We start from the raw sequence: 2003 nt of genomic DNA, 5'->3' as shown, positions 1-2003 counted from the left end.
GTGGATGCTGCCTGTTGAGGGAGATAATAGTGATGATATTTTGCTGTCTGGCGTTAATAGTTTAGCAAGGAGGGTGAGTACGTATGCAACTAATGATGATATAAAAATAGGAAACAGTCCGAATGCGAAGGGTGTTAATATTATTGCTATTGGTAACAACATACAGGTACATTCACAAAATAACCTGTTTGAGGCTGTTACTATTGTTGGCAACAACACGCAAGTCAACAGTGCTGCTACTACCGCTATTGGTGGACGGTCAAGAGCGGAAACGTTGTCCAGTGTTGCTCTAGGTGCAGATACTGTAGCCGATAGGGCTAGTGGTGTTTTGGGCTATTCTCCTTATAAGAAAGCGAATGCAACAGGTGCTGACGCTCAATGGAAGAGTGGTTATGGTGCTGTGAGTGTTGGTGATGTCAGCGAGAAGAAAACGCGACAAATTATAGGGGTAGCAGCTGGTTCTGAACTGACTGATGCTGCTAATGTTGCGCAGATAAAGTCATTACAAAATTATGTAGATAAAGGTTGGCAGCTGTCTGTTGGTGGTGCAGATGCTACAACTATCGGTATAGAGAGCAAGATCGATTTATCAGCAGCAAGTGAAAATCTTCAAATTAGCAAAGGCAAAGATGACAATAATATAAAATTTGATCTAGCTAAGGAAATCGCAGTCAATAAAGTAACTGCAGGAAGCAATACCCTAGATGCAACAGGCTTAGTGATTGCCAATGGTCCGAAAATAACCACCGGAGGTGTTGATGCTGGAGGTAAAAAGATAACTGGAGTGGCAACGGGTACTGAAAGCACCGATGCGGTGAATTTTGGACAACTGAAGGAAATAAAAGAACAAGTAGCAGCCAGTAGTTTTATTAAACAAGATGCGCAGACGAAATACATCACCATTGGTAAGGATACAGATGGTGAAAAAATCACTATTGCCAATAAAGATAATAAGACCAGAATTCTTTCTGGCGTTGCAGGTGGCGCGGACGACACTGATGCCGTGAATGTTGCGCAGCTAAAAGCTCTAAAAGACTCTATAACTCCAAGTTGGGATCTCTCTGTTGATGGTGCAGATACGACAAGTGTTGATTCAACCAACCCAATGGATTTGGCAGCTGGAAGTAGCAACCTAAATATTACAAAAGGCAAAGAGGACAATAAGGTAAAATTTGATTTAGCAAAGGATATCACACTGGAGAGCGTAAAGGCAGGTACAAATACCTTAGATGCAACAGGCTTAGTGATAGCCAATGGTCCGAAAATAATCATTTCTGGGATAGATGCTGGGGGTAAAAAGATTACAGGAGTATCGGATGGCACTGGAGCGAACGATGCAGTTAATTTTTCACAGTTAAGCAAAACCAATGAGAGTCTTTCGTCCACAGCGAGAAATCTGGAAACGGCTATGGCGAATACATCAAAATATTTTGGTGGAGGTGCAGGAGTTTCTGGTTCTAGCGTGACGGAACCAACTTATAACTTATCCAAGATTGATAAGAAGGGTAATATAACAGAGGGCTCTTTTAATGATGTTGGGAGTGCTTTTGCAGGTCTTGATACAAATATCAAGAATGTGAATGCACGGATTAAAGAGGTTTCTGAAGGAGTAGCACAGGATTCTTTGTTATGGAATGATGAAGTCAATGCCTTTGTAGCGCGTCATGAGAAGAAGCAAGAAGAAAAAGGCAAAGCTGTCAGGACACAAGAAAACAGTAGAGTTACGTTTCTAGCAAATGGTGAGATTAGCGCTAAATCAACGGATGCTGTAACGGGTAGTCAACTTTATTCGCTGAACGAACAACTTGCAACTTATTTTGGTGGTGGTGCAGGTTATGATGAGCAAGGAAAATGGACTGCTCCAAGTTTTAAGATCAAGCAGTTTGGTGAGGATGGTACTTCTTTTGACAAGAATTATCAGAATGTAGCTGATGCACTTGCCGGTGTTGGAAGTTCTATCACGAATGTTCAGAATAAATTGACTGAACAGGTTAATAATGTGA

Annotated in this window: 1 pseudogene; it reads left to right on the top strand. The window is 41.5% G+C overall.

The features are described 5' to 3' along the window. Positions 1 to 2003, top strand: a pseudogene (locus ACFIKN_RS03965) (hypothetical protein); the annotation flags it as partial.

Origin of the sequence: Bartonella sp. CL436QHHD, from assembly GCF_042195105.1 — a bacterium.
In the GTDB taxonomy this organism is placed as follows: Bacteria; Pseudomonadota; Alphaproteobacteria; order Rhizobiales; family Rhizobiaceae; genus Bartonella.
This window is presented reverse-complemented; position numbering and strand designations above follow the sequence as displayed.